This window comes from Streptomyces sp. NPDC020362 (assembly GCF_040642095.1).
Taxonomy (GTDB): Bacteria; Actinomycetota; Actinomycetes; order Streptomycetales; family Streptomycetaceae; genus Streptomyces.
The window spans coordinates 1-7115 of sequence record NZ_JBFAET010000304.1 but is presented as its reverse complement, the minus strand read 5'-3'; the positions used below and the strand labels follow the sequence as shown (position 1 = coordinate 7115).

Annotated in this window: 4 protein-coding genes and 2 pseudogenes; 5 read left to right on the top strand and 1 reads right to left on the bottom strand. The window is 69.1% G+C overall.

Annotated elements, in window-relative coordinates; translation table 11 throughout:
• The first annotated feature begins 636 nt into the window (after window positions 1–636).
• A complete protein-coding gene (gene dacB / locus AB0H32_RS45310) occupies window positions 637–2004 on the top strand; it encodes a D-alanyl-D-alanine carboxypeptidase/D-alanyl-D-alanine-endopeptidase (protein ID WP_361134591.1) in 1368 nt (455 codons plus the stop codon).
• A 572-nt stretch (window positions 2005–2576) separates the two neighbouring features.
• Here the strand turns inward: dacB and AB0H32_RS45305 are convergent.
• Complete coding sequence (locus AB0H32_RS45305) at window positions 2577–2714, bottom strand: hypothetical protein (protein WP_361134589.1); 138 nt, start codon at window positions 2712–2714, stop codon at window positions 2577–2579.
• 545 nt (window positions 2715–3259) lie between these two features.
• Between AB0H32_RS45305 and AB0H32_RS45300 the strand changes: the two genes are divergently transcribed.
• The 4 genes and pseudogenes from AB0H32_RS45300 to AB0H32_RS45285 form a co-directional block, all read left to right on the top strand.
• A complete protein-coding gene (locus tag AB0H32_RS45300; protein ID WP_361134587.1) occupies window positions 3260–3955 on the top strand; it encodes a transglycosylase SLT domain-containing protein in 696 nt (231 codons plus the stop codon).
• A 576-nt stretch (window positions 3956–4531) separates the two neighbouring features.
• Window positions 4532–5946, top strand: a pseudogene (istA, locus tag AB0H32_RS45295) (IS21 family transposase).
• Window positions 5943–6713 carry an IS21-like element helper ATPase IstB gene (gene istB, locus AB0H32_RS45290; RefSeq protein WP_361134584.1) on the top strand — a complete coding sequence of 257 codons (771 nt, stop codon included), beginning with the start codon at window positions 5943–5945 and terminating at the stop codon, window positions 6711–6713. The pseudogene istA and the gene istB overlap by 4 nt, the downstream one beginning before the upstream one ends.
• A gap of 46 nt (window positions 6714–6759) precedes the next feature.
• Window positions 6760–6888 (top strand): annotated as a pseudogene (locus AB0H32_RS45285) (IS3 family transposase); the annotation flags it as partial.
• Between the last annotated feature and the right edge of the window lie 227 nt (window positions 6889–7115).

Genomic DNA, 7115 nt, shown 5'->3' with positions numbered 1-7115 from the left:
GGCAGATAGGTGCACAGCGCCATCACCGCGAGCGCCACCATGTGCCGTCTGCGGACCGAGCGGACCTGCAGCGCGACCACCAGGGCCAGGCAGGCTGCGAGCGCGGACCCGGACTCCGTGTGCTACGAGCGCCAGCCGGTCACCGGAGGCCACTGATGCCGGACCGGCAGCGTGGCGCGGACACGCCGGCCGTACCGGTCCAAGGCTGCGCGAATACCACGCCGGCGACGGCGAGGGTGTCGACGCCGCCAAGAGGCCGCCGCCTCTGCCGGCCCGCCCGGCACTCGCGCTGTCCCGACCGGGCACGCTGGGCGCCCGGTCCATGTAGTGCGCTGAAGGGGACCGATGCCGCGCATGGGGATCACCGACATCCAAGGGACGGATGTATCCGAAGAATTGGGACCGCTGAACAAATCCCCCGTCCAGGCCGTCAGTTCAGCCGGTTTCTGTCCCTGCCCGGCTGTCCGCTCAGCCGTCACACCCTGCACCATGCCCGGCCGACGACCGGCGGAGACCAGGTCGATCGCCCGTCCGGGCAGACATGTTGATCTCCGGCTGAGCGCATGTGGATCGCTGATGCGGCGCATTTGACTTTCCTCTGCCCAAGGCCCCTACTCCCGAAGGATTCGAACCCCGATGACTGAAGCAACTGCCAGGACACCCGAGAACACCTTCCTTCCAGGTGGCCGGCGCCGGCACCGCAAGCCCAGACAGAATGGCACGGGAACCGGCCTGCGCCGGGCCGTCGTGCTCGCCATGGCCGTGCCCGTGGCGTCCGCCGCCCTGGGGGGTCCGTCCGCCTTCGCCGTCCAAAAGGGTGCCGGCACGACGGCCAAGACCCACGATCTGGACGCCGGCGACCAGCAGATGGCCAAGAACCTGAAGACCCGGGTACTTGATCAGCGGCTGGGACCGAACGTGAGCGGCGTGGTCCTCGACGCGGACTCGGACACCACCGTCTGGGGCCACAACGCGTCCACCGCGCTGATGCCGGCCTCCAACGCCAAGCTCGCCACTTCGACCGCCGCCCTGACCGTGCTCGGCCCGCAGCACCGGTTCACCACGAAGGTCGTCTACGGCCACGGCACCCTGACCCTCGTCGGGGGCGGCGACCGCACCCTGACGACCGCCGACCTGGCAGAGATGGCGAAGACCGCGATCGCCGGACTCAAGGCCGCGGGCCGGACCACCGTGAAGGTCACCGTCGACGACAGCCTGTTCCCGGAGCCGACCCTGGCCAAGGGCTGGAACGACGGCTACTACCCCGACACCGTCGCCCCGGTCCGCGCGCTGGTCGTCGACGGGCACGGCGTCCAGGACACCTCCATCGACGCCGGGCAGGTCTTCGCCAGGCAACTCGCCGCGCACGGCGTCACGGTCACCGGCGGCGTCACTCGCGCCACCGCCCGCCCGACGGACGTTCCGGTGGCCCGGCACAGGTCGGCGCCGCTGTCGGACATCGTCCGCACGATGCTCAAGCACAGCGACAACAACATCGCCGAGACCCTGCTGCGGATGACGGCCCTGGGCGCCGACCGTCCGGCCACCTTCGAGGGCGGCACCGAGGTCGTGCGCGAGGTGCTGAGCCGGGTCTACGGCGTTTCGCTCCACAACTTCGGGCTCTACGACGGCAGCGGCCTGTCCCGGGCCGACCGCATCCCGGCCGCCACCCTCGCGCAGATCCTCGAACTGCTGACGCAGCCCCGCTACGCGCATACCCTCGGCTCCGTCCTCGACGGCCTGCCCGTCTCCGGCGAGGCCGGCAGCACGCTCGGCCCGGAGTACGGCCGCTTCGACGACGCCGACTCCAAGTGCGCGGTGGGCAAGGTGCACGCGAAGACCGGCACGCTCACCGGCGCCATCGCGCTGAGCGGTCTGACTCGGGGCAAGGACGGCAGATGGAAGGTGTTCTCCTTCGTCGAGAACGGCGCCACGGCCGACCCGAATGCCGTTAAGGACGCCATGGACGACCTCGCGGCGACCGTCAACGGCTGCTACGCGTAAGGGATCCAGCCTCGGTGCGGGCGGGCTCTGGCATTCAGCCCTCGCCAGATCCCCGTGGAACCCGGACCGTCGGTGACCGTCTGCGATCTGGGCGGTGTAGCGGCTGCATGGCCTCGCCGGTCTCGTTGAGGAGTCGGGCGGTGGCTTTGTGGTGGTGGCCGAGGGCGTCTGCGGCGACGGGGGCGGGCATCTCCAGGACTGGCCGGCGGACCGCCCCGGTCCGGGCGGCGGTCGTGGGGATGCAGAGGTCGTTGGGCCGACGGGAGAGACCGCCCGGGTGTAACGGCCGGTCGGCGCATCGGCCAGGGAGGGGCCGGCGGAATCCGGGTTGGTTACGGTGTTGATGTTGGTGCGGCTGTCTCGTGGCACACGACGGCCGCGTCCTTTGGCGGGCTCGCGGCCCCGGCAGTGGTGCGTGCTCCCTGCCGGGCCTGCGCCAGGCAGCCGGCCGGCTCCAGCACGGTGCCACGGGGGATGGTGCACCCGGGGCAGGCGGGACTCGAACTCGGCGGGTGCGAGCTCGGAGGGATGGCCTCAGTCGATGCCGGCGGGCGGGAGCGTGGCGCGTTCGGTCAGCAGCTCGGCGGGGTGAGGGTTCCAGGGGTGCGGTTGGAGCCTGCGCTCGTCTCGTGGGCGAGGTGGGTGCAGCGGCGGCCCGTGCGCTGCTGCTCGGCGCGGATCCCGGCTTTGCGCCTCGTGTCCCTCGTCACGACCTTCCTCCACAGCACGCCCAAGCCCATGCCATAGCAAGGCCGTCACGATCAGGGGGAGAAGTGCGCGAGTCGGAGCCCCGTGTCTGTGTCCGTGCCCGGGTCGCGTGGGTGCAGTCCGGCCCGGAGGCCGGTAAGCGCGTGTTGCCGCGGTCGGCCCGCGGGGACGGGTGCGGGTCGAGCGCCGGCCAAACCCCGCAGTGGGACGTGCGGTGCGGCCGTCGGCGGTTGCCTGATCGATCCATTCCCGGAGTTCGAACGGTTCGGCGCACAGGAGCTTGGCGGGTCGCGCTTTACGGGGTCCTCGGCGAGGCGGGGTGGTGGGGGACCGCACACCTTGACGGTCCGATCGTCTTCGATCCCCGAAATAGGTTCCGATCCGATGCAACCTGGCTCCTGGCCCGTGCATATAGGAGGCGATGACCGCACTTCACATGGAGAGGGGCTCTTATGTACTTGGACCGTTCGGCCGGTCGGGCAGTCGGCCGTCTCGGCGCCGCTTCCGCGTCCTGTGTCGCCGGTGACACCGCAGTCGGGAGGCCGGCGTGAGTCGGATTTCGGTCCGGGGATTCGCAGTGGCCTCGGCCACTGCGGTCACCGCTGTAGGCGCCGTTACCGGTGTTGCCTCAAGCAGCACCGGCCGGCCTGGAAGCGATGCCGAGGCGACGGCAGGCGACACGGCGCTTCTCGCTGACATCCCGGCGGGTCAGCAGGCTCAGGTGCAGACCGCGTCCTTGACGCAGCAGGCCGACGCACAGGCCGTCGCTGCCGACGCGAGTGCCAAGAAGGCCGCCGAGGAGTCGGCCCGCGAGCAGGCCGCCGCGGACGCGGTGGCCAGGCAGAAAGCCGCACAGAAGGCCGAAGAGGAAGCCAAGGAGCGCAAGGCGGCCCAGGAGACGGCCGGCCGCTCCGCCACACGCGACACCTCCGGCTTCCCGGTCCGGAGTTCCTACACCGTCGAGCAGATCCAGGCGATGGCGCGTCAGATCGTGGGCGCGGGCCAGTTCCAGTGCTTCAGCAACATCGTGGCTCACGAGTCCACCTGGAACTTTCGGGCGGTCAACCCTTCCGGTGCCTACGGTCTCGTCCAGGCATACCCCGGCTCCAAGATGTCGAGTGTGGGTGCCGACTGGCGGACCAACCCGGCCACCCAGATCAAATGGGGCCTCAACTACATGAACCAGAAGTACGGCAGCCCCTGCGGAGCCTGGTCGTACTGGCAGGCCCACCACTCGTACTAAGTCGCACATATGTTCGCTCGCGCACCCTCCCGGAGCCCCGCACCGTCTTGTCGGTGAGGGGCTCCGATGCTTTCGCCGGCGCAGATGCCGGCCTGGTTGCCGGGGCAAGCCGGTGTGGACGGGTCGGGCTCTGTGACCAGTGGCGCGGGAGTCGTCATCGTGGGCTCCTTTTTCGGGCGACGCATTCCGGTCGCCATTGGCGATGGATGCTCGGCTGAAATGCCACGAATGTTCGAATCGCGCCCCAGGGAGGGGACGGGCTGAAGAAGGTGCAGGCCGCCAGGGCCGCGCAGTGCCTGGCCTCCAGTCCGGGCGTCGTGTCGGGCGAGCAGATCGCAGGCCCGGAAAGAGCGGGCGTCCTTGATGAGTGAGGCTGATCCTTTGGAGTGGGCACCCTGACAGTGGATCTTGACGGTCCGGGGTGGATGTCCAGGCGGGACGCAAGTCCCCGTTGTCGCCGTACGCGTGAACGTGGCCAGTCACGTACGAGTGAAAAGGGCCGCTTGTTGATGCGGTGAGTCCTGTTGCTCGGCACTCTGCTACTGGTCGGTAAGGGGCGGCGGAGGGCAGCTGACGATGGTCTTGGACCCGCAACGCTGGTTGGAACTCCGGCGCTTCCGTGCCCTTTTCGAGTCCGGTGCGGTGACCCTGACGGAGGTCGCCAAGGAGACGGGCCTGAACCGGAAGACGGTCCGCAAGTACCTGTCCGGGCAGGCCCCGGCTGTCCGAGGAGGGTGTCGAACGGTCGGCCACGCAAGAAGGCCGTGGACGAGGTCGCGCCGCTGATTGACGCCATGCTGAAGGCGGAGATCCTCATCAAGGGTGCGGTGGTGCACGAGCGCCTGGTGAAGGACTACGGCTCCACCATCAACTACCAGCGGGTCAAGCTCTATCTGCAGGAGGCCCGCCCAGGGGTCGCCGAGGAACTGGGCATCGCGCCAAGAGAGTTGGCAGGCATGCACCGCCGCTTCGAGGTCGTGCCCGGGGCCCAGGCCCAGGTCGACTGGGGCGACGAAGGCAGAGTCCTCGCCCACCTGGGCATCCCGAAGGTCTATTCGTTCCACATGACCCTGTCGTACTCCCGCGACCCGTTCTGCTGCTTCACCACCAGCCAGGATCTGCAGACCTTCTTCGACTGCCACCGGCGGGCGTTCGCCCACTACGGCGGGGTGCCGATGTCGATCGTCTACGACCGGACCAAAACCGTCGTCCGCCGGCATGTCGCGCCAGGTGAAGCAGTCCCGCTGCACCCTGAAGCGGTGGGTTTCGCCAGCCATTGCGACTTCGACATCGACGTGCTGGCTGCCTACCGCCCCACCGGCAAGGGCCGGGTCGAGCGCCAGGTTCTGATCGTCCGCGACCACGTGCTCGCCGGACGGGCCTTCTCCTCCATCGAGGAGATGGACGCCGCGTTCATGGCCTGGGTGCCGCAGCGACGCGCCCGCACCCATGCAACCCACCATGAGGTCATCGGACATCGGGCCGCCCGCGACCACGCGGCCCTCAAGCCGCTGCCGCCCAACCCTTATCTGGTGGCGGAACGGCAGCTGCGGCATGTCGGAAAGGACTGCCTCGTCGCCTTCGACGGCAACCTCTACTCAGTGCCGGCCCGCAAGGTTCGCCCCCGCCACCTGGTGGAGATCCGGGCCACCAAGTCGCAGATCAGCCTGCACTCGACCACTCCGGCCACTGGCGGCGAGAGCCCACTGGCCGTCCATGCAAGGGCTGTTGGCCGGGGTGTCCGCGTCGTCGACGAGAGCCACTGGAGCGGACTGCCCGAGGGGAACAACCGGCGGACCACGACCGAGGTGTCCTTCTCCCCGCCGCAGCAGAACAGCACTGCCGGGCGGGACAATGGACCGCTCCAGTCCCTGCTCAACCGGGCCGTGGCCACCCGGATCGAGGTCGGCCGCCGACCGCTGTCGGTCTATGACGAACTCACCGGCTCCCGGCCCTTCAACTCCCGCCCCCAGAGCAAGGAATCGTCTTGAGCGAGCTGACCGGCAACCGCATCCGCACCACAGCCACCAAGCTCGGCCTGCCCCATCTCGCCGACGGGCTGGACCAGTTGGCCCGCCGGGCCGAGGAGGGCAAGCTCGGCTATCTCGACTTCCTCGACCTGGTGCTGTCCGAGGAACTCGCGGTCCGCGACGACCGCCGCTTCCGTCGGTCCCTACTGTTCTCCAAGCTGCCGCACCACAAGACGCTGGACGACTACGACTTCTCGTTCCAGCCCGACCTCGATCCGCGCAAGGTCAAAGACCTGGCCACCCTCTCGTTCGTCGAGGCCAAGGCCAACGCGGCTTTGCTGGGTCCGCCCGGGGTGGGCAAGACGCATATCGCGGTCGCCCTGGCGGTCGCGGCCTGCCGAGCCGGGTTCTCGGTCTACTTCACCACCCTCGACGACATGGTCCGCCATCTCAAGGCCGCCGAGACGGCGGGCCGGCTGACCAGCAAACTCGGCTCCTACCTGCGGCCCGGCGTTCTCGTGGTGGATGAGGTCGGCTATCAGCCCCTCGAACGAGCCGAGGCGAATCTGGTCTTCCAGGTCATCTCGAAGCGTTACGAGAAGGGGTCGATCATCCTGACCTCGAACAAGACCTTCAGTGAATGGGGACAGGTGTTCGGTGACGAGGTCCTCGCCACCGCGATCCTCGACCGGCTCCTGCACCACTGCGACGTCGTCGCGATCAACGGACCCAGCTACCGGCTCAAGAACCGCCTCAAGGCCATCGAACGGGCCACCGACGTGGCCTAACCACTGGCCACGTTCAAACGTACCGGCCCGGCCGCATCGGAGAGTACGCGGAAACCCGTATCCGGAGGAGTCCAGGAAGGACGCGGTCGCGCTCTGCTGCGCCGCGGGCGGCAAGCGCACATACGCGGCGGTGGCGGCGGACCTCGGCATCACTGCCGAGTCGCTGTGGGTGCGGGTCTGCAAGGAAAACGAGTCCCAGGCGCTACCCGGGCGCCGCGAGGCCGGCGGGAGACCGGCTGAGGAACCGGCCCGCAGCCGGTAACGAATACGGCGACAGCGGTTTGGACACTCAGCGTGACGCCCCTGTCGCAGGGGGTCATTGGCCGGTTCCGGTGCTGTGGTGCAGCGCGGGGGGGGGCGGGGGGCTCGAGACCACAACCCACCCGCCCCCACCCCGCCGGG